Here is an 18,090-nt window from a genome sequence, read left to right as displayed (position 1 = left end):
CCAAGGGAAATGACTGGAACCAATCGGCCATCCCGCCGGCGGGGGCGACGCGGCGGGCGTCGCGGCTCGGGCCTGCCGTGGCGAACAACGCTATGGCGCGCGGGCTTCTGGAGCACGGCTCTGTGCGTCGGCCTTCCGTTGGCGTTGATAGTCCTCCTGCGCTGGGCGCCGCCGCCGACCACCGCCTTCATGCTCCGCAGCGCGTGGCTCTCCGGGACCGCGGTGGAGGCCTCGGCCGAGGTGGAGCGCCTCGCGCCGCCGACCTACCGGTGGACCGACTGGGAGAAAATCGCGCCCCAGGCGGCGCTCGCGGTGATCGCCTCCGAGGATCAGAAGTTCCCCGATCACAGCGGTTTCGACGTCGAGGCGATCCAGATGGCGCTGGAAGACGCGCGGGAGGGAGGGCGGCTGCGCGGCGCGAGCACCATCTCCCAGCAGACCGCGAAGAACCTCTTCCTCTGGCCCGGGCGCAGCTTCGTCCGGAAAGGCCTGGAGGCGTACCTGACCGTCCTGATCGAGCTCTGCTGGAGCAAGCAACGGATCGTCGAGGTGTATCTGAACGTTGCGGAGTTCGGCGGCGGGCTGTTCGGGATTACCGCGGCCAGCGAGCACTTCTTCGGAAAGACGCCGTCGGAACTGACGGCCGACGAGGCGGCGCTGCTCGCCGCCGTGCTGCCCAACCCGGCGCGGCTGCGCGTCGAGGACCCGTCGCCCTACGTCCGCGAACGGCAGGCGTGGATCCGCCGGCACATGCGGCAGCTCGGCGGCGTCGACTTGGTCGCCGCACTCGACTAGGCAGCGTGGCAGCCGTCAGCGGTAACGTATCGGGCGCGGCCTCTCATCAGATCGGCTAACGTGGCAGCTATGGTCAGGATCCAGATTCGATTGCCTGAGGAATTGGCGCGTGCGCTGAAGGAGCAGGCCCGGCTTGAGGCCCGACCAATGGCCGATCTGGTGCGCGAGTGCGTGGCCGACTACATGGCTCGAGGGTCGCTGTCGGACCGTGCCGAGCTAGCCGGTCGCGCGCGCGGGCTCGCCGGGAGGTTCCGTTCCAGATGTCCGGATCTGGCGGAAGAACATGACCGCTATCTGGAAGAAGTCTTCGATTCATGAAGTTCTTCATTGATACCGCCGCCCCGATCGCACGGTAGGATCCTCACCGGCCAGAGCCGCGATGAACTTCAACGGCTACGACGTCGGCGGTTTCTACGACGAGATGTTCCGGCCGGACGGCACGCCCCGGCCCGAGGCGCGTGCGCTCGTGGAGCGGATCGAGGGGCTGCCGGAGGGCGAGTTCATTCGGAGGCACACCGCCGCGGAGCAGGCACTACTCCACACCGGCATCACCTTCACCGTCTACGGCGACGAGGAAGGAACGGAGCGGATCTTCCCGTTCGACGTCGTGCCCCGGATCATCGCGCACGACACCTGGGCGCCCATCGAACGGGGGCTGATGCAGCGCGTCGAAGCGCTCAACCTCTTCATCGCCGACGTCTACCACGACCGGAAGATCGTGCGGGACGGTGTCGTGCCGGCCGACGTGGTGGAATCGTCGCAGGGCTATCGGACCGAGTGCATCGGACTCCGTCCGCCCCGCGGCGTCTGGTGCCACATCACCGGCACCGACCTGGTGCGCGACCGGGACGGGACGATCTACGTCCTGGAGGACAACCTGCGGTGTCCATCCGGCGTGTCCTACGTCCTGGAGAACCGCGCCGTGATGACCGAGACGTTCCCGGTCGTCTTCGAGGGACTCGGAGTCCGGCCGGTGCAGGACTACCCGAGCCGGTTGCTGACGATGCTGGAAGAAGTGGCGCCGGAGCGGGCCGGCCGGCCGAGTGTCGCCCTCCTGACGCCGGGCGTGTTCAACTCTGCCTACTTCGAGCATTCGTTCCTGGCCCAGCAAATGGGCATCGAGCTGGTGGAGGGGCGTGATCTCCACGTGGTGGACGACCGGCTCCAGATGCTGACGACGCACGGATACGAACCGGTCGACGTGCTGTACCGGCGGATCGACGACGACTTTCTCGATCCCACGTGTTTCCGGTCCGATTCGCTGCTCGGCGTGCCGGGGCTGATGGACCTGTATCAGCGCGGGCGGGTCACGCTGGTGAACGCACCCGGCACCGGCGTCGCCGACGACAAGGTGGTGTACGCCTACGTGCCGGAGATGATCCGGTACTACCTGGACCAGGATCCGATTCTGCCGAACGTGCCGACCTACCTCTGCTGGCGGGACGACGACCGCCGCTACGTTCTCGATCACCTGGCGGAGCTGGTGGTCAAGCCGGCCAACGAATCGGGCGGCTACGGACTCCTCATCGGTCCCGCCGCCACGGGCGAGCAGTTGCGCGACTTCGCGGGGCGGATCGAGGCGGAGCCGCGCAACTACATCGCGCAACCCACGCTGGGACTCTCGCGGGTTCCGACGCGCGTCGAGAAGCGCTTCGAAGGCCGCCACGTCGACCTGCGACCGTACATCCTCTACGGACGCGACCGCTACGTGCTGCCGGGTGGACTGACGCGCGTCGCCCTCCGGAAGGGCTCGCTCGTCGTCAACTCGTCTCAGGGGGGCGGCAGCAAGGACACCTGGGTGCTCGCACCACCCGCCGAGGCCTGACCGACACCGCTGCCGTCAAAGACCATGCTGAGCCGCGTCGCCGAGTCGGTCTACTGGATGAGCCGCTACATCTCGCGGGCCGAGAACGTGGCGCGCGTCGCCGGCGTCAACAACCAGTTGCAGCTTCAGATGCCCGGCCTGGCCGAGGAGCAGTGGGATCCGATGGTGCAGGTGACCGGCGACCACGCCGCGTTCCGGGCGGCGTACGACGGGCCGACGCGCTCCAACGTCATCGAGTTCCTCACCTTCGACGCGAACAACCCAAATTCGATCGTCTCGTGCCTGACGAACGCTCGCGAGAATGCGCGCTCGGTGCGCGAGATCATCTCGTCCGAGATGTGGGAGGCAATCAACACGTTCTACCTGTTCCTGCGGGAGCCCGGGGCGCGCTCGCGAGCCCTGGCGGACGCCCATGCCTTTTTCGAGCACGTCCAGCGATCGAGCTACCGGATCGAAGGGGCGAAGAACGAAACGATGGAGCACGGCGAGGCGTGGCACTTCAGCCGAATGGGTCAGTTCACGGAGCGGGGCGATCAGACGACGCGCATCCTCGACACGAAGTACTACCTGCTCCTGCCGTCGCCAAAAGACGTGGGAAAGCCGGTTGACGATCTGCAGTGGAGCGCCCTGCTCCGTTCAGCCAGCGCGTTCGAGGCCTACCGTCGGACGCACGGCCCCGTTGCGGCTCCCGCCGTGGCCAGCTTCCTGCTGCTCAACCGGGAGTTCCCCCGCTCGGTGCACCACTGCGCGATCGAGGCGCAGACGTCGCTGCACTCCGTGACCGGCACACCCCTCCGCCGCTATGCCAACAGCGCGGAACGGGCGCTCGGCCGGCTGGTCGCGGACCTCGACTATACTGACATCGCTGACGTGATTCGGACCGGCCTGCACGAGTTTCTCGACAGCATCCAGAACCGGCTCAACGGGGTCGGAGTCGAAATCACGCGCACCTTCTTTGCGCCACCGCGGCGCACGGATGCCCCAGGATGACGTACTGCGTCGGCATGAACATTGATGAGGGACTCGTCGGGCTGGCCGACACCGTCATCACATCCGGCCGGGAGGTGACCTCGCTCCGGAAGGTGACGGTCTATTCACCGCCGACCGGCACGTTCTTCGTCATGACGTCGGGGCTCCGGTCGTTGCGCGACAAGACGCTCACCTATTTCGACGAGCGCCTGACCGAGCGGTCGGAACACGGGAAGCCCTTCGAGCGGCTCTACGAGGTGGTCAATCTGCTGGCCACCCAGGTGCGTGAAGTAGCCCGTGAGGATCGCAAGCCGATCACGGAGGCGGGGATGCAATTCAACATCCACGCGCTGATCGGCGGGCAGATGGCGAAGGATCGGAAGCACAAGCTCTACCTGCTCTACCCGGAAGGAAACTGGATCGACACCGGGCGGCTGACGCCGTACCACGTCATCGGGTCGACCGGTTACGGCAAGCCGATCATCGACCGCGCATTGACGGTGGCCGACTCCCTGCGACATGCCTTCAAGGTAGCCCTGCTATCGTTCGATGAGACGAGGGTGAGCGCGGCTGACGTGGACTTTCCGATCGATGTCGTTCTGTACCGGCGCGGATCGTTCCACATCGTCGAGCGCCGGTTCCAGAAAAGCCACCTCGAAGAACTCTCGCGCTGGTGGGACGAACGTCTCCGCCACGCGGTGGAAGAGACGCCTGGCGAGTGGTTCGATCAGGCGTTCAACGCAATGGACGACACTCCGGAACCGCCCGGAGTCGCCGCGCCGCAGGAACCCGTCCCGTGAGACTAACCGTTCACCACCGTACCTCGTACCGCTACAGTCGGCCCGTCGGCCTCGAACCGCACGTCATTCGGCTGCATCCGCGAACCGACGCGTCGCTCCGGGTGGTCGACTACGATCTGTCGATCGACCCTGCGCCGCAGATTCACTCCGACAACCTCGATCCGGAGGGCAACGTCATCACCCACGCGTGGTTCGAGGGCGAGACCGAACACCTGACGATCGAAACGCGCGCGATAGTCGACACCCTCGTCACCGACCCGTTTCGCTACCTGATCGCCGAGCCGGACCGCGCCCTGCCGTACGCCTACGCGCCCGACTTCGCCAAACGGCTCGAACAGTACCGGCTTCCGCCCGACGCCGCGCCGTTTTCCGTGCGCGAGCTGGCGCTGGAGGCGGCACACGAATCGAAGCGGAACCAGGCGATGTACGCCCGGGTGCTCGCCATGATGATCCAGCAGCGGCTGGGCTTCATCGGCCGGGACGACGGCGCGGCGCAACCGGCGGAAGTGACGTTGGAGAAGGGCGAGGGAGCGTGCCGCGACCTGGCCGTGCTCTTTGTCGACTGCTGCCGCTCGATGGGACTTGCCGCGCGGTTCGTCAGCGGCTACTGCTACACGGGAGACAAGGAACGTCCCGCCGACCTCCACGCCTGGGGTGAGGTCTTCCTCAGGGGGGGCGGCTGGCGCGGCTATGACCCCAGCCAGGGCCTCGCCGTCGCCGACCGGCATATCGCGCTCGCCGCGGCCGCCGAACCGGCTGCCGCCGCGCCGGTGACCGGTACCTATCGGGGCGACGACGTCACCCACGAGCTCGAGACCGAAGTCGACATCACGGCCGGGGCATAGGCTCCGTCAGCGGCCCCAACAGCTCCCGCGCCCACCAGTCGTCCGAAGCGTCCGCCGGTGTCGTGAAACGGTAGCGGTATAGCAGGAGGCGCACGTACCGCGGCGGCTCGTCCGGAAACGGATTGGCGGCGGGGTCGAGCAGGCCAAGGGCCAGCGGATCGTTCTCCAGCAGGCGTTGGGCAAGCGGCAGCAACCAGTGCGCCTGCCGTTGCGGATCGAGCGCGGCAAACCACATCTGCCAATCGAGGCGCGGCATGTGGGGCTGGACGAAGCCCGGCGCGCGCGCCGGATCGCCCGCCTTCCACCGGAACGGATACTCCCGCCACGTCGTGCCGTCCGCCGACCCTTCGATAACTATCTCGGGCCGCTCGGTCGTCATCGATCGGAACAGGCCGTAGCCGCTGACGGACCGGAACGGCGCAACGGCGCCGAGCAGCGTATTCGACCAGGCCGGCATCGGCGCGGGGCGGCGAATCTCGCGGACGAGGGTGAGCGTGCTCAGCAGGGCCATTCCGGCGGCGGCGGCAATCAGCACCCAGTGACCCGCGCCGCGCCGGCGTGGTCTCGGAACCGGCGGCACGCCGCCGAACGAGGCGGGAACGCGCCAGCGAAGGGCCAGCGCGTCGTCGTCGAGCATCGACGCGTACAGCACCACCGTCAGCAGGTTGAAGAACCCGTAGTTCCCGGTCAGGACGATCGCGACCTGCAGCGAACACAGCACGCCAAAACCGACGATCCGCGCCCGGCGGAACCGCACCGGCAGGAAGAGCGCGAACGGCGCGACGAGTTCGACCGCGAACATCTTGATGACGGACGCATGCCCAACGAACTCGGGGAGGTTGTGCGCGTACCAGCTCACCCAGGAGGGAATCGGCTGGGTCTCGTAGTGGTAGTCGAGCGCCGTCAGGCCCCACCAAGTCGGATCGCCGCTCAACAGCTTCGTCGCCCCGGACAGAAACGTGAGCTTGAACGCGAGCCCCCAGATCAACCAGCGTCCGGCGGCGGACGGCTCGGACGCTCCGTTCCGTAGCGGCGCCCGCCACGCCGGAGGCGAATAGAGCACCGCCAGCGCTCCCGCCTCGAGCAGCAGGATGTCCCACTGAAACGACAGGAAGTCCTGTCCGGCGAGCGTCAGCGACAGGTAGCAGAGCCAGAGCAGCGCAAAGACGGAAATCGGGGCGAGCCCGGCCATCGCCGCCACGGACAACGCTATGCCGACCCAGCACAACGTCAGCAGCATCCCGTCCGACGGCCAGAGCCAGAGCAGGGTCGGCAATTGCCGATAGGCGTCGGCCCCGAACAGGTCATATACGCGTTCCAGGTATCCGGAGGCCGGCAACAGGCCCTGATCGCCGATGAGCCCGATGACCTGGGGCGTCAGCGAAGCGAATGCGACGAGATAGACGAGACCGAGCAGGCGGAGAAACAGCGCGCGGGAGCGGGCGAAGGCAGGGCGCGCGCCAGGCAGCATCGCGGCCATGCGGCTATAATTGGAGGTTCCAGCCTACCCGAGTCCTCTTGCTGGGAGGTCGTTCAACGGTAGGACACGCGGCTCTGGACCGTGGAATCGGGGTTCGAATCCCTGCCTCCCAGCCAATCCTGTCTGGCAGCTAGGAAATGTCGAGCAACTCCACTTCGAAGAGCAGCGTGGCATTACCCGGAATCCGTGGCGGGCTGCCGTCCTCGCCGTAGCCCAGTTCGGGCGGGATTACGATGACCCGTCGGCCGCCGACCCGCATGCCGAGGACGCCACGGTCCCAGCCCGGGATGACCTGACCGATGCCCAGAGTGAACGTGAAGTTCCCGGAGTCGAACTGGGTACCCTTATTTTCCTGCGCGTTCGGGTCATATAGCCATCCGGTGTAGTCGACGTTAAGCACGTCGCCGTTCATCGCCTCCTGGCCCGTGCCGACCACCAGGTCACGGGTGCTGAAAGGAACGGCCAGTCCGACGCTGGGGGACGTCGGGGAGTCGTCGCCGCACCCGGCAATAGGAACCAGCAACCAAGAAACGGCGAACAGCGCCGGAATACAGTGGACTGAGAACTGACGTCGACGCATCAAAGGCACCTCCGGGGCAATCACTGGAGCTTAGCCGATCGGTTCGTGGTAGCGTACTTTCCGTGACGCGGCTCCTGTTTCTCTGTATCGCCAATTCCGCCCGGAGCCAGATGGCGGAAGGGCTCGCACGCGCGCGGTTCGCCGAGCGCGCCGAGGTTCAGAGCGCCGGATCGAGCCCGGCCTTCGTCCATCCGCTGGCCGTCGCCGCGCTGGATGAGGTCGGGATCGACATCAGCCAGCAGCAGTCCAAGAGCGTCGAGACCATCGACGCGGCCACGGTCGACGTCGTGATCACCCTTTGCGCCAAGGAAGTCTGCCCGGCGTTCCTGGGAGGGGCGAGGCGGCTTCACTGGCCGCTACCGGATCCGGTCGGCGCCGGGCGTCCCACGGCGGAGCAACTGGAACGATTCCGCGCGGTGCGCGACGAAATCGCGCGGCGACTCGACACGCTGGAGCCGGACTTGGCCTGAGCGATGTTCCTGCCGCTCGGCGACGAGCCGAATCCCCGCGGCGTCCCGGTTGTCACCTACAGCCTGATCGGCACCAACGTCGCCATCTTCCTGCTGTTGACGCTGCCCCTCAGCTCCGTCCGCCCCTCCATGGACGACCCGGCGCTCGCCGACTACCTCCGGATCATCACGTCGCAGTTAGGCGGCCGCGTAACCGCCATGCAGTTGCTGCAGCAGACGTCCGCCTATGACCTGTTCGTCTTTCAATGGGGCTTCCGCCCCTCGGACCCCGGCCTGGTCTCGCTCTTCACCGCCATGTTCCTGCACGGCGGGTTCATGCATCTCGCCGGGAACATGCTGTTCCTCTGGATCTACGGGGACAACGTCGAGTACCGCCTCGGCCGGCTGCCGTACCTCGTCGCCTACCTCGGTACGGGGGTGGTCGCCACCCTGGCTCACGCCCTGCTCGACTTCGGATCGGCCCTGCCGACGGTCGGCGCGTCGGGCGCCATCTCCGGCGTGCTCGGCTTCTACTTCGTCTGGTTCCCCCGCAACCGGGTTCGGCTGCTGCTCCTGCTACCGTTCTTCTTCCACATCGTCTACGCGCCAGCCCGCTTCGTCCTCGGGATCTACCTGATCCTCGACAACCTGCTGCCGTTCCTGGCGTCGCGCGGCGTGGCGGGGGGCGGCGTCGCCTACGGCGCGCACATCGGCGGGTTCATCGGTGGACTCGCCTATGCCTGGTGGCGCGAGCGGCGCGAGCTGCGGCGGCCGCGGCCGGAGTTCGAACAGGAGTTCGAGCCGGAAGCCGAGGCAGAGGCCGAAGGAGCACCTGTCTTCGAGGCGGACCCGGCGTCGATCCGCGGCGTGCGCCAGGCCATTGCCGAGAGCCGCTACGCCGAAGCCGCTCCCCACTATTTCGCCCTGAGCTCCGCCCGCACCGCCCGCCTGCTGATGCCGGAGGATTCCATCCGCTTCGGGGGCTGGCTCGCCAACAGCGGTCACGCGGATGCGGCGCTGATCGTCTATCAGCGCCACCTGCGCGACTTCCCCCTCGGCCCGTACGCCGCCGAAGCGCACCTCGGCGCCGGCCTCGTCCAACTGCATGCCCGCCAGCAGCCGACCGCCGCCTATCAGCACCTCGTCGCGGTGTTCGACGCCGACCCGCACCCCGACACCGAACAACACGCCCGAAAGGCGCTGGCGGACATCGCCGCGCAGCAGAAGTTCCGGATCGGGAGCGTCCACTAGCCGCTCAGGCGGGAGGCACGCCGTCCGCAGGCGGTAGGGTGTCGCGGCGGGCTTCCGGCGGCCCTACCTGGCCGCGGCCAGTTGATCGAACGTGGTCTCGAGCGCCGTCTCCGCGTCGTGCAGCGCTCCGCGGGTCGCCTCCAGCCAGCCGCGGCTCGCGTTCAGGCGGCTGCCGCTCTCCCGCAGCATCCGCCGCGTTTCCTCGGGCTGTGGCCCGCCGAGCCCGCGCCGTCCCGCCACCATCTGCTCCGGATCGAGCGCCTCGCGGATGCGGTCGACGCTGACCGGCAACGGCTCGCCGTACGTCTCCTCGTAGACGTGGAGCAGTTCCTCGGCCGTGAGCTCCTTGGGCCGCTTCCCGTGCGCCCGGCCGAACTCGGTCAGCTCCGAGGCGTAGTGATGGCCGACGCGGAACGGGATGTCGGCGTGACGGAGCAGCGTGTCCGCCACCTCCGTCATCGTCGCGTAGTCGGCATCCACCTCGGCCAGGGAGCGCTCCGGATTCACCACGAGACCGTTGACGACGGACGCGTAGAGCTCGTACATCCGGCGCGCCTTCTCCGCGGTCTCGATAATCTGATCCGCGCCGCGGTAGTCGATCATCCCGGTCGACGTGTTGTGCGCGTTCAGGAACACAGTCTGGGCGTCGCCCAGCACGGTGCTGGCGACCTGCCGGAGCCGTTCCAGGATGATCGGGTTCCGCTTCTGCGGCATGATGCTGCTGATGCCGGTCAGGGAGCGGTCGAGCACAATCCAGGGCACCGGATCGTGGTACTGGATGTGCACGTCCTCGCTGAACTGACCCACGGCGACGGCGGAGACGGCCAGCGCCGACGCCACCTCGGTCTTGGAATCCACCGAGGAGACGTGGTTGGCGTCGTAGGAGTTCTCGACGACGCCGTCGAAGCCGAGCAGGGTAGCGAGCCTCTCGCGATCGATGGGGAAGCCGGACGTGCCGAGGGCCGCCGCCCCGAGCGGACTCCGGTTGACCCGCGCGTAGGCTTCCTCCAGGCGCTGCGCGTCGCGTTCCAGCGCGGCGGCGAAGGCCAGCAGGTAGTGGGCGAGGGAGGTCGGCTGCGCCTGCACGCCGTGCGTGTAGCCGGGGATCACGGTGCCCGTGTGCTGCTCGGCCAGCGCAAGCAGCGCCTCGCGAGGGGCGAGGAGCGATTCGTAGGTCGCGAGCAACGCGTCCCTGACCGCGAGCCGCCGGGACGTCGAGCCGATGTCCTGGCGGCTGCGACCGGTGTGCAGCCGCGAGGCGTCGCGACCGGCTACCTCGACGAGCAGCTCCTCGAAGACGAGGTAGTCCGACGACCGGCGGGAGCCCGGCTCGCCCTGGTCCGCGATCACCTGCGCGATGCCCGCGGCAATCGTCGCCCCGAGCGGCTCGGGCACGAGCCCGGCTTCCGCCAGCATGACGATCGACGCCTTGTTGATCTGGCCCAGACGGTGGAAGTCGTCGCGGGCTTCCTGCGCCGAGACTCCGGCCGGCGCGAGGGCAAGTCCGACGATCAACGCGGAGAGGCGGCGGTTGCGTGACATGGCGTCCTCCTGCATGCAGCGGTATCGCGTCCCTGGCGATTGTACGCCCGGTCCTGATCGCCATGGGATGGCGATGAGGCGGTTCCCGGGCTACGGCTTACTGAATACCGCCGCGTAGTGGGCGCCAATCGGCCAGTCGGCGGTCGTGACGTGGTCCAGCCCGGCCGCGGTGACCTCCGCCACGACCTGCGCGTCGTCGGTCCAGTGTGGCCATCCTCGGAGAAAGCTCAGCAGGCCGCTGAATTCAATCTCGATCACGACGAAGCGGCCCCCCGGCTTCAACGCGTCGCGGATACTGGCGTTCAGGGCAGCCGTGTCGCCCACGTGGTGGTAGACGCGGCGCATGAAGATAGCGTCGCAGCAGGCCGGCGCCAGGTTCGTCTCCCGCTCCCCGGCCTCCACCACGGTCACGTTGTCCAGTCCGGCCGCGGCGACCGCCTCCTGGATGTCGTCGCGACGCTGCGGCGACAACTCGGTCGCGAACACCTGGCCGGTCCCACCGACCAGCCGCGCAACCTCGATGCTCAGCCATCCGCTGCCGGCGCCGATGTCAGCCGCCGTGTCACCCGGCTGGATCTCAAGCAAAGCTGCGAGAAGGTCGACTTCGCTCTCGCCGTCCCCGCCAACCAGCATGACGAGAGCCGCACCGGCGAGGACCACGCCGGCCACCCAGAGAAGGAAACGCTTCGACTTGACCATCACGATCTACTACGCGGACTGGTCCTCCAGAGTTCTCGCTCCATCTCTCCGCTGGCAGCCGGCTTCCGGCCCGCGAGCAGGGCGAGCTCGCGCCACTTCCAGTGGCAGTCAACATCCTCGAATCCGATCTCTCTGAGCCACAAGAGCTGGGTTTCCACGTCCAGCAACACGTTGGACGGATCTTCGTCTTCCGGCTCGACGCCAAGACAGGCGAGGAAGCTCTCGTGAAGGTTCTGGCTGGCCGACGCCACGTGCTCCAGATTGCAGAAGACGCCGAGCGGTCGAAGCAATGCGTACGCTTCCTGGTACAAGGCCCGCTTGCGCTCGTGCGGCAGATGGTGGATGGCGAAGCTGGACACTATCGCGTCAAACGGCTCCAACACCTCCGGCAACGGCTGGTTGAGATCGTGGGCCATCACGCTAACCGTGTCGTCCGTCGCGAATCGCCCGCGAAGCCGTTCGAGCATCGTGTCCGAAAAGTCGACTGCGACGCCTGTAGCGTCCGGCCGAGCACACTTCACCAGGTGGAGCAGGCGCCCGTCGCCGCTGCCGAGATCCAGGATTCGTGTCGTCCGGTCGGGCAGCCACTCGAGCAGCTCGGCCTCGCCCTCGGTGCGGTGCGGAATAGAATCCGCGCGAGCCAGGTACTCGAGAGCGTGAGTCGCCAGGGGCCAGCGATTAGTCTGCGATGTGCTCATGGGACACCTGGACCTATGCACGCATCAGCCGCTGCTGCAGCAACGCCCGCATGTCGCGCCGCCCGTCCGCGATCACCAGCACGTAGACAGCGTCATCCAGGAGGCGGTAGATGATGCGATAGGGCTTGAAGAAGACCTCCTGGTATTCCCTAATCCCGAGTTCCAGCAATTCACTCGGATGGCTGCCGCGTTCAGGGAACGCGGATAGCGCCTGGAAGGTCTCCTCGATCCTCTTCAGCACATGGCCCGCCCTTCCGGAAGTCCCCTGCCGGCACACGTAGTCGAAGATCTCCTCCAGGTCGCGGGCGGCATCGTCGGTCAACTGGACCGCGAAGCGCATCAACCAGTCCGCCGACGCTCCCGAAGCCGCGCAATGACGTCCGCGGCAGGCTGCACCCGACCAGCTTCGATCTGCTGGTTACCCATGGCGAGAATCCGGAGCAACGCCAGGCTCTCCTGCATCCGCTCGTAGCTATTGATGTCCTGAACGACAGCCTTGGCTTCACCGTTCTGGGTGATGATCAGGGGCTCTGGCTGGTCTCCCAGCGAGCGGATAATCTCGGCTGCATGAGCCTTCAGGTAGCTGATCGGCTTGATGCGTTCCGACAGTGACATCGCCACCTCTCTTCAGAACCAAATATAGACCATAAAAAGGTCCAGTGGCAGACCGAACTACCGGCACAGCGGCCCCTTGACCTGGGAGCACTACCCGCCGGATCCGCCGGCCGGCAGCTTCAGGCCATGCGCGATGGCTCTCAGCTCCGCCATCGACCCGCCGACGTAGAGCGCCTGCTTCCTCGGCAGCGAGAGCCGGTCCACCTGCGCGCCGCCGACGACGAGAATCCCGCCCAGCGCCCGCACGCGATCCGCCAGCCCCAGCACTTCGCGTCGCAGCCCCGTCGCGTGGTTGGCCACGCTCACGCTGATCCACACCAAACGCGGTCTCAACTCCTCCACGCTGAGCCCAAGGGTGCCCAGCGGGGTTTCCGGGCCGAGGTTCGTGGCGCGGAACCCCTCGTCCTCAAGCACCGCGGCGGCTGACATCGACGCCAGCACGTACGGATCGCCAGCCGGCGCACCGCCCACCGACACCAGCCCCTCCCCCGGCGGCCGGAGGAGCGCACGCAGCCGAACCATGGCTTGGATCGCGGCCTCGGTCGCGCGATGCTCGAGGAGGATGCCCTTGGGACCGGAAAGCCACAGTTCACCGACCTTCACCATGGCCTGTACCAGCGGACCGTCCACCAACTGGGCGACACTCGCGCCAGCGAGGAACCGGGCCATCAGCAAGCCGGTGGCCTCCGCCGCCAGCCCCGTGGTCAGGTAGTCGTAGAGCATCTCCCCCGCTTCGCCGTCGGTCGCCTTCCGGCGAGCGTGGGCGGCCAGATCCGGCAGGCCCAGACTCTCGGGCCGCTCGATGGCCATGCCCGCTTCACGGACGTACCGGGCAGCCTCCTCCACGCGCACGCGCCGGTGGCCGCCGGCCGTACGTATGGCGCCGATGCGGCCATCGTCGATCCAACGCTTCACGGAGGACTCGCTCACACCGATGGCGTCGGCGAGCTGCCTGGTAGTGAGCATTCTATGGATGTTATGAATGATTTATATCGTACCGCGCCCGGCCCCTCTACGTCAACTTATGCCACCTTTAATGGGTATTTTCGGTAATTTACGGTTGACAGAGGCACGATGGCGGATAGATCATGTGAATGATATGACCGTTTTTAACCCAGCCGTTCCGTCTCCCGCGCGTGAACGGCCGGGCGCGGCGCGCGACGGCCGGACGCCTGACAGGCCTACCCGGGTGGCCGTCATCGGGACCGGCATCGCGGGCCTTGTGTCGGCCCACCTGCTCGCGTCGCGCCATGACGTCACGGTCTTCGAAGCCGGCGACCGGATAGGAGGGCACACAGTCACCACGGAAGTCCTGGATCCGGAGGGGCCGCTGGCCGTCGACGCGGGCTTCATCGTCTACAACGAACCCAACTATCCGAACTTCGTTCGCCTGATCGCCGACCTCGGGGTCGAGACACGCGCCACGTCGATGAGCTTCAGCGTAACGAGTGAGCGACCGGGGATCGAGTATGCGGGCACGAGCCTCAACGCGCTGTTCGCGCAGCGCGGGAACCTGCTGCGTCCCCGCTACTACCGGTTCCTGGGGGACATCCTGCGCTTCAACCGAGCAGCCAGACTGGCGCTCGCCGAGGGTTCCGCGGGAACGCTCGGCACGCTGGCGGAGTTCCTGGCGGTGAACCGACTGAGCGGCCGGCTGGCCGAACAGTACGTCATCCCCCTCACCGCCGCCATCTGGTCCACCGACCCCCGCCAGATCCTGGATACGCCGGCCGAATTCGTCCTGCGGTTTCTCGACAATCATCGCCTCCTGCACATCGGCGGACGTCCCACCTGGCGCGTGATCCGCGGCGGGTCGCAGCGCTATGTGGACCGCCTGATCCGCCCCTTCCGCGACCGCATCCGCACCCGGACTCCGGTGCGCCAGCTTCGCCGGAGTCCCGGCGGCGTGGAGGTGACGACCGGCGAGAGTCGGGAGGTCTTCGATGAGGTGGTGGTTGCCACCCACAGCGATCAGGCCCTCGCCATGCTGGCCCAGCCCACGGAACTCGAATGGGCCGTGCTGGATGCAATCCGCTACCAGCCCAACCACGCGATCCTGCATACCGACGTGTCGGTGCTGCCGCGCCAGCGCCGGGCGTGGGCGAGCTGGAACTACCGGACGCCGCGCGATCCCGGCCGTCCGGTGGCCGTCACCTACAACATGACCCGTCTGCAACGCCTGCCGACGCAGACCACCTACTGCGTCTCGCTCAACCTGGAGGACGCGATCGACGAGAGTCGCGTGATCGCCCGCTTCGACTTCGAGCACCCGCTGTTCACGCGGGCGGCCGTCGCGGCGCAGGCGCGGCACGCCGAAGTGAGCGGCGCCGACCGGATCCACTACTGCGGAGCCTACTGGGGCAACGGTTTCCACGAGGACGGCGTGGTGAGCGCGCTGGCGGTGGCCCGCCGGCTGGGAGTGGCGGCGTGACCGGTCGCCCGCGGCACAGCGCGCTGTACGTCGGGCGCGTACGGCACCGCCGGTTCGAACCACGCGCCCACGCTTTCGAGTACCCGCTGTTTCTCGTGTACCTGGACCTCGACGAGCTGGACACCGTTTTCGACGGTCACTGGTTCTGGTCGGCGCGGCGTCCGAACCTGGCCTGGTTCGACCGTCGCGATCACCTCGGCGCGCGGGCGGGGCCGCTCAACGCGGCGGTCCGTGACCTCGTGGCATCGGTGACCGGACGGCGCCCGGACGGCCCCATCCGGCTGCTGACGCACCTTCGCTACTTCGGTCACTGCTTCAACCCGGTGAGCTTCTATTACTGCTTCGATGCGACCGGGGAGCGCCTCGACGCGCTGGTGGCCGAGGTCAACAACACGCCGTGGGGCGAACAGCATTGCTACGTTCTGGTTGGGGGCGGCGCCGAACCGGCCGGGACCGCCATCCGTTATCACGCCAAGAAGCAGTTCCATGTCTCGCCCTTCATGGACATGGATCTGGAACACGTCTGGCACACGACGCTGCCCGGGGAGCGGCTCACCGTGCACATCGAGAACCTCCGTGACGGCGCGCGGATGTTCGATGCGTCGATGCGGCTCGAACGCCGTGAGATCACCGGCCCGCGCCTCGCCTGGGCGTTGACCCGATTTCCGATGATGACCGCGTGGGTGGTGGGCTGGATCCACTGGGAAGCGCTGAGACTATGGCTGAAGAGAACACCGTTCTATCCGCACCCGAACCGCCGGCCGACGTCCTGACCTCGGCCGCCACCGCCCTGCGCCGGCCGTGGACGCGACGCCTCGCGCGCCGCCTGGTGCTCGATCGGCTGCGGGGGATTGAGGCCGGATCCCTCATGGTGCTGGAGGACGGCACGCGGCACGTCTTCGGCCCCGGCGATGGCGAGCCGCCACTGGCGGCTCGCCTCACGATTGAGGATCCCGCGTGCTGGGACTCGCTCGCGTGGGGCGGCTCGATCGGCGCCGCCGAGGCGTACTGCGACGGCCTGTGGTCGACGCCGGACCTTACCGCGGTGGTCCGCGTGCTCGCGCGGAATCAGGCCGCGCGGCAGGGCGTCGAAGCGGGGACCGCGGCCCTCCTCAAGCCGTTTCGCCGGATGCTGCACCGGATGCGGCGGAACACGTGGCGAGGAAGCCGGCGGAACATCTCGGCGCACTACGACACCGGCAACGCCTTCTTCGCGACGTTTCTCGACCCGACCATGACCTACTCCTGTGCCGTCTTCGACCGCGAGGAGATCTCGCTCGACGCCGCGCAACGAGCGAAGCTGGACCTCGTCTGCCGGAAGCTGCGCCTCGGTCCCCGCGACCGGCTGGTCGAGATCGGCACCGGCTGGGGATCCCTGGCGATTCATGCCGCAAGTCACTACGGCTGCCGCGTGGTGACCACGACAATCTCGGAGGAGCAATTCGACCACACCTCCCGCGCCGTGGCCGAGGCCGGGCTCTCGGATCGGGTGACCGTGCTGCACGAGGACTACCGCGCCCTGAATCCCCGCTTCCGCGGCGCCTTCGACAAGCTGGCCGCAATCGAGATGGTCGAAGCGGTGGGTCACGACTACCTGCCGGACTACCTGCGGGCGGTGAGCGACCTGCTGGCGCCCGACGGGCTCGCGCTCTTGCAGGCCATCCTGATGCCCGACCACTGGTACGAGGAGTACCGCCGGTCGGTGGACTTCATCCAGCGACATATATTCCCGGGCGGTCTCCTGCCTTCCCTGGCCCGTCTCCAGGCATGCGCCGCCGAGGCCAGCGACCTGCGGCTGGTGGACCTCGAGGACCTGACCGCGGACTACGCCCGCACGCTGGCCGAGTGGCGGACGCGGTTCGAAGCGCAGGACGAGCCTCTGGCCGCTCTCGGGCTGTCGGCGTGGGAACGGCGCAAGTGGCGTTACTACTTCGCCTACTGCGAGGGCGGGTTCCTCGAGCGCACGATCTCCGCCACGCAGATTCTGTATGCCAAACCCGGTTTCCGGGGAGCCGTACCGGCGAGGCGGTGGCCGGGCACGCCCGCCCCCGCGGGCGGGCAACTGGAGATGACGCGATGAACACGGCGCTGCTGGAAGCCGCCGAACGCGGCTGGATTCCCGACCCGGTGCTCCGGCACGGCATTCGCGTCCTGCTGCGCGAGCGTCTCCACGAGATCCGCTCGGCCCCGGAGTCCGCGGCCGCGTTGGTCGAACGCATGCGGCAGGGCCCGCTGGCAATCGACACGCGCGCGGCCAACGCGCAGCACTACGAGGTGCCGGCGGCGTTCTTCGAGGCCGTGCTCGGCCGCCACCTGAAGTACAGCAGCGGCTATTGGCCTCCGGGGACCGATTCGCTGGACGAGGCGGAGTCCGCCGCTCTGGATCTGGCGTGCGCGCGGGCCGGCGTCGAAGACGGCATGCAGGTGATGGACCTGGGGTGCGGCTGGGGATCGCTGGCGCTCTGGATCGCCCGGCGCTACCCGGACTGCCTCGTCACCGCCGTCTCGAACTCCCGCTCGCAGGGCGCCTTCATCATGGAGCGGGTCCGGGCGCGTAATCTGCGCAATGTCGCCGTCCACGTCGCCGACCTCAACGACTTCCAGCCGGACCGGACGTTCGACCGCGTGATCTCGATCGAAATGTTCGAGCACATGCGCAACTATGCCCGCCTCCTCGACCGGGTGGCGCACTGGCTGGGGCGCGACGGGCGGCTGTTCGTCCACGTCTTCTGTCACCGCTCACAGCCCTACTTCTTCGAGGATCGGGGTCCGGGCGACTGGATGGCCCGCCATTTCTTCACCGGAGGCGTCATGCCCTCGGAGACGCTCATGGACCATTTCGCCGGGCCGGTGCGACTGGAACAGCGGTGGCGCCTGAGCGGGACGCACTACGAGCGGACGGCGCGCGCGTGGCTTGCCAATCTCGATTACCGGGCGAACGAAGTGCGCGCCATCCTCGCGACGGCGCACGGCGCCGACGCCGACCGCTGGCTGCGCCGCTGGCGGCTGTTCTTCCTGGCCTGCGCCGAGCTTTTCGGCTACGACGGCGGAGAGGAGTGGTTCGTGTCGCACTCGCTGTGGTCGCGCGGCCGAATCGTGAAGCACTGAGGA

Annotated in this window: 20 protein-coding genes and 1 tRNA gene; 13 read left to right on the top strand and 8 right to left on the bottom strand. The window is 67.7% G+C overall.

Annotated elements, in window-relative coordinates; all coding sequences use genetic code 11:
- Positions 1-9: 9 nt before the first annotated feature.
- From mtgA to F4Y45_00320, 6 genes are all read left to right on the top strand, one after another.
- On the top strand, positions 10-795 hold the full coding sequence (mtgA, locus tag F4Y45_00345) for a monofunctional biosynthetic peptidoglycan transglycosylase (GenBank protein ID MXY22961.1): 786 nt from the start codon (positions 10-12) through the stop codon (positions 793-795).
- 69 nt (positions 796-864) lie between these two features.
- Positions 865-1,113, top strand: coding sequence for a ribbon-helix-helix protein, CopG family (locus tag F4Y45_00340; protein ID MXY22960.1), 249 nt, complete (start codon positions 865-867; stop codon positions 1,111-1,113).
- 61 nt (positions 1,114-1,174) lie between these two features.
- The gene (locus F4Y45_00335) at positions 1,175-2,620 is read left to right on the top strand and encodes a circularly permuted type 2 ATP-grasp protein (GenBank protein ID MXY22959.1); all 1,446 of its coding nucleotides are present in this window, start codon (positions 1,175-1,177) and stop codon (positions 2,618-2,620) included.
- Between the two features lie 24 nt (positions 2,621-2,644).
- Entirely contained in the window at positions 2,645-3,610 is a 966-nt protein-coding gene (locus F4Y45_00330) for an alpha-E domain-containing protein (protein MXY22958.1), read from the top strand.
- Positions 3,607-4,389: a peptidase gene (locus F4Y45_00325; GenBank protein ID MXY22957.1), complete on the top strand. Its 783-nt coding sequence runs from the start codon at positions 3,607-3,609 to the stop codon at positions 4,387-4,389. The genes F4Y45_00330 and F4Y45_00325 overlap by 4 nt, the downstream gene beginning before the upstream one ends.
- Positions 4,386-5,234, top strand: a complete 849-nt coding sequence (locus F4Y45_00320; protein MXY22956.1) for a transglutaminase family protein — start codon at positions 4,386-4,388, stop codon at positions 5,232-5,234. Before F4Y45_00325 ends, F4Y45_00320 begins: the two co-directional genes overlap by 4 nt.
- Here the strand turns inward: F4Y45_00320 and F4Y45_00315 are convergent.
- Positions 5,218-6,714, bottom strand: coding sequence for a lipase maturation factor family protein (locus F4Y45_00315; GenBank protein MXY22955.1), 1,497 nt, complete (start codon positions 6,712-6,714; stop codon positions 5,218-5,220). The two genes, F4Y45_00320 and F4Y45_00315, sit on opposite strands and share 17 nt — an antisense overlap.
- Positions 6,715-6,756: 42 nt before the next feature.
- Here F4Y45_00315 and F4Y45_00310 point away from each other — a divergent pair.
- Positions 6,757-6,830 (top strand) — tRNA-Gln (locus F4Y45_00310).
- A 14-nt stretch (positions 6,831-6,844) separates the two neighbouring features.
- Here F4Y45_00310 and F4Y45_00305 read toward each other — a convergent pair.
- Positions 6,845-7,294, bottom strand: coding sequence for an FKBP-type peptidyl-prolyl cis-trans isomerase (locus tag F4Y45_00305; GenBank protein ID MXY22954.1), 450 nt, complete (start codon positions 7,292-7,294; stop codon positions 6,845-6,847).
- 110 nt (positions 7,295-7,404) lie between these two features.
- Here F4Y45_00305 and F4Y45_00300 point away from each other — a divergent pair, with 110 nt between their 5' ends.
- Both F4Y45_00300 and F4Y45_00295 read left to right on the top strand, forming a co-directional pair.
- Positions 7,405-7,764, top strand: a complete 360-nt coding sequence (locus tag F4Y45_00300) for an arsenate reductase ArsC (protein MXY22953.1) — start codon at positions 7,405-7,407, stop codon at positions 7,762-7,764.
- 3 nt (positions 7,765-7,767) lie between these two features.
- Positions 7,768-8,994, top strand: coding sequence for a rhomboid family intramembrane serine protease (locus F4Y45_00295; GenBank protein MXY22952.1), 1,227 nt, complete (start codon positions 7,768-7,770; stop codon positions 8,992-8,994).
- Positions 8,995-9,057: 63 nt separating this feature from the next.
- On the opposite strand, the gene F4Y45_00290 is transcribed toward F4Y45_00295, so the two are convergent.
- The 6 genes from F4Y45_00290 to F4Y45_00265 all read right to left on the bottom strand — a co-directional run bounded on the left by F4Y45_00290 (position 9,058) and on the right by F4Y45_00265 (position 13,514).
- A complete protein-coding gene (locus tag F4Y45_00290; protein ID MXY22951.1) occupies positions 9,058-10,536 on the bottom strand; it encodes an argininosuccinate lyase in 1,479 nt (492 codons plus the stop codon).
- 90 nt (positions 10,537-10,626) lie between these two features.
- Positions 10,627-11,235: a methyltransferase domain-containing protein gene (locus tag F4Y45_00285; protein MXY22950.1), complete on the bottom strand. Its 609-nt coding sequence runs from the start codon at positions 11,233-11,235 to the stop codon at positions 10,627-10,629.
- Positions 11,235-11,933: a class I SAM-dependent methyltransferase gene (locus tag F4Y45_00280; protein ID MXY22949.1), complete on the bottom strand. Its 699-nt coding sequence runs from the start codon at positions 11,931-11,933 to the stop codon at positions 11,235-11,237. Before F4Y45_00280 ends, F4Y45_00285 begins: the two co-directional genes overlap by 1 nt.
- Before the next feature lie 13 nt (positions 11,934-11,946).
- Positions 11,947-12,273 carry a type II toxin-antitoxin system RelE/ParE family toxin gene (locus F4Y45_00275; protein MXY22948.1) on the bottom strand — a complete coding sequence of 109 codons (327 nt, stop codon included), beginning with the start codon at positions 12,271-12,273 and terminating at the stop codon, positions 11,947-11,949.
- A complete protein-coding gene (locus F4Y45_00270; GenBank protein ID MXY22947.1) occupies positions 12,273-12,548 on the bottom strand; it encodes a type II toxin-antitoxin system Phd/YefM family antitoxin in 276 nt (91 codons plus the stop codon). The genes F4Y45_00275 and F4Y45_00270 overlap by 1 nt, the downstream gene beginning before the upstream one ends.
- Before the next feature lie 90 nt (positions 12,549-12,638).
- Positions 12,639-13,514, bottom strand: a complete 876-nt coding sequence (locus F4Y45_00265) for a helix-turn-helix domain-containing protein (protein ID MXY22946.1) — start codon at positions 13,512-13,514, stop codon at positions 12,639-12,641.
- Between the two features lie 133 nt (positions 13,515-13,647).
- Between F4Y45_00265 and F4Y45_00260 the strand changes: the two genes are divergently transcribed.
- Genes F4Y45_00260 through F4Y45_00245 form a run of 4 tightly spaced genes read left to right on the top strand, consistent with a single transcriptional unit; the run spans position 13,648 to position 18,087 of the window.
- Positions 13,648-14,979: an NAD(P)-binding protein gene (locus F4Y45_00260; GenBank protein MXY22945.1), complete on the top strand. Its 1,332-nt coding sequence runs from the start codon at positions 13,648-13,650 to the stop codon at positions 14,977-14,979.
- Positions 14,976-15,752, top strand: coding sequence for a DUF1365 domain-containing protein (locus tag F4Y45_00255; protein MXY22944.1), 777 nt, complete (start codon positions 14,976-14,978; stop codon positions 15,750-15,752). Before F4Y45_00260 ends, F4Y45_00255 begins: the two co-directional genes overlap by 4 nt.
- Entirely contained in the window at positions 15,698-17,059 is a 1,362-nt protein-coding gene (locus tag F4Y45_00250) for a class I SAM-dependent methyltransferase (protein MXY22943.1), read from the top strand. The genes F4Y45_00255 and F4Y45_00250 overlap by 55 nt, the downstream gene beginning before the upstream one ends.
- A complete protein-coding gene (locus F4Y45_00245; GenBank protein ID MXY22942.1) occupies positions 17,056-18,087 on the top strand; it encodes a class I SAM-dependent methyltransferase in 1,032 nt (343 codons plus the stop codon). Before F4Y45_00250 ends, F4Y45_00245 begins: the two co-directional genes overlap by 4 nt.
- Positions 18,088-18,090: the final 3 nt, after the last annotated feature.

Source organism: Acidobacteriota bacterium (genome assembly GCA_009838525.1).
In the GTDB taxonomy this organism is placed as follows: domain Bacteria; phylum Acidobacteriota; class Vicinamibacteria; order Vicinamibacterales; family UBA8438; genus VXRJ01.
The sequence above is the reverse complement of the archived record's forward strand: the minus strand, read 5'-3'. Positions and strand labels throughout refer to the sequence as shown.

What these genes read in the sequence shown, in the direction of transcription:
- F4Y45_00335 (MXY22959.1), top strand. Translation starts at nt 1,175, where the DNA reads ATGAACTTCAACGGCTACGACGTCGGCGGTTTCTACGACGAGATGTTC.
- F4Y45_00250 (MXY22943.1), top strand. Translation starts at nt 15,698, where the DNA reads ATGGCTGAAGAGAACACCGTTCTATCCGCACCCGAACCGCCGGCCGAC.
- F4Y45_00280 (MXY22949.1), bottom strand. Translation starts at nt 11,933, where the DNA reads ATGAGCACATCGCAGACTAATCGCTGGCCCCTGGCGACTCACGCTCTC.
- F4Y45_00275 (MXY22948.1), bottom strand. Translation starts at nt 12,273, where the DNA reads ATGCGCTTCGCGGTCCAGTTGACCGACGATGCCGCCCGCGACCTGGAG.
- F4Y45_00300 (MXY22953.1), top strand. Translation starts at nt 7,405, where the DNA reads ATGGCGGAAGGGCTCGCACGCGCGCGGTTCGCCGAGCGCGCCGAGGTT.
- F4Y45_00305 (MXY22954.1), bottom strand. Translation starts at nt 7,294, where the DNA reads ATGCGTCGACGTCAGTTCTCAGTCCACTGTATTCCGGCGCTGTTCGCC.
- F4Y45_00270 (MXY22947.1), bottom strand. Translation starts at nt 12,548, where the DNA reads ATGTCACTGTCGGAACGCATCAAGCCGATCAGCTACCTGAAGGCTCAT.
- F4Y45_00330 (MXY22958.1), top strand. Translation starts at nt 2,645, where the DNA reads ATGCTGAGCCGCGTCGCCGAGTCGGTCTACTGGATGAGCCGCTACATC.
- F4Y45_00245 (MXY22942.1), top strand. Translation starts at nt 17,056, where the DNA reads ATGAACACGGCGCTGCTGGAAGCCGCCGAACGCGGCTGGATTCCCGAC.
- F4Y45_00325 (MXY22957.1), top strand. Translation starts at nt 3,607, where the DNA reads ATGACGTACTGCGTCGGCATGAACATTGATGAGGGACTCGTCGGGCTG.
- F4Y45_00315 (MXY22955.1), bottom strand. Translation starts at nt 6,714, where the DNA reads ATGGCCGCGATGCTGCCTGGCGCGCGCCCTGCCTTCGCCCGCTCCCGC.
- F4Y45_00265 (MXY22946.1), bottom strand. Translation starts at nt 13,514, where the DNA reads ATGCTCACTACCAGGCAGCTCGCCGACGCCATCGGTGTGAGCGAGTCC.
- F4Y45_00295 (MXY22952.1), top strand. Translation starts at nt 7,768, where the DNA reads ATGTTCCTGCCGCTCGGCGACGAGCCGAATCCCCGCGGCGTCCCGGTT.
- F4Y45_00290 (MXY22951.1), bottom strand. Translation starts at nt 10,536, where the DNA reads ATGTCACGCAACCGCCGCCTCTCCGCGTTGATCGTCGGACTTGCCCTC.
- F4Y45_00340 (MXY22960.1), top strand. Translation starts at nt 865, where the DNA reads ATGGTCAGGATCCAGATTCGATTGCCTGAGGAATTGGCGCGTGCGCTG.
- F4Y45_00285 (MXY22950.1), bottom strand. Translation starts at nt 11,235, where the DNA reads ATGGTCAAGTCGAAGCGTTTCCTTCTCTGGGTGGCCGGCGTGGTCCTC.
- F4Y45_00260 (MXY22945.1), top strand. Translation starts at nt 13,648, where the DNA reads ATGACCGTTTTTAACCCAGCCGTTCCGTCTCCCGCGCGTGAACGGCCG.
- mtgA (MXY22961.1), top strand. Translation starts at nt 10, where the DNA reads ATGACTGGAACCAATCGGCCATCCCGCCGGCGGGGGCGACGCGGCGGG.